Source organism: Candidatus Pelagibacter communis (assembly GCF_001180185.1).
Classification (GTDB): domain Bacteria; phylum Pseudomonadota; class Alphaproteobacteria; order Pelagibacterales; family Pelagibacteraceae; genus Pelagibacter; species Pelagibacter ubique_F.
In genome coordinates, this window is record NZ_CVSS01000010.1 from 1 (window position 1) to 571 (window position 571).

The 571-nt window shown below is 30.3% G+C and carries 1 protein-coding gene; it reads right to left on the minus strand.

Annotated elements, in window-relative coordinates; translation table 11 throughout:
- Positions 1-79: 79 nt before the first annotated feature.
- Positions 80-571: ribokinase (locus AMN95_RS00820; protein ID WP_143323746.1), on the minus strand; the 492-nt coding region annotated here is incomplete at its 5' end.

Genomic DNA, 571 nt, shown 5'->3' on the forward strand with positions numbered 1-571 from the left:
GATCCAAAAAAAGCAGGAGAGCATATAGGCCCAGTTATTTCTTAAACTCAATATCTATTTCAAATTAAGAAAATAAATATTAATGTAATTCACTCAATGTAGGCATTGAGTCACCTGCACCTAATTTTGTAGTTGATAATCCAGCAACTCTGTTAGCTAATTCTAAACATTCTCTCATGCTTTTCCCTCTAGATAATCCTAATGAAAAACTTCCATTAAAAGCATCACCAGCACCAGTGGTATCAATAGCTGTGACTTTACTTGCATTAAGATAGATTTCTTCTTTACCATTAGTATAAAACAATCCTTTTTCTCCTAGGGTAATTATCACATTCTTAATACCCATATTTATCAATTTTTTTGCACTTTCTTTGGCATCATTTTTATCCTTAATTTTTACACCAGTATAAAATTCTGCTTCAGTTTCATTAGGAGTAAAATAATCAATCAATTTAAAAAAATCTTTAGTCAACTCACATGCTGGAGCTGGATTCAAAATACTTAGTAACTTTTTTTCCTTAGCTATTTCTAAACAATATAAAGTTACATCTAAAGGCACTTCTAATTGGGT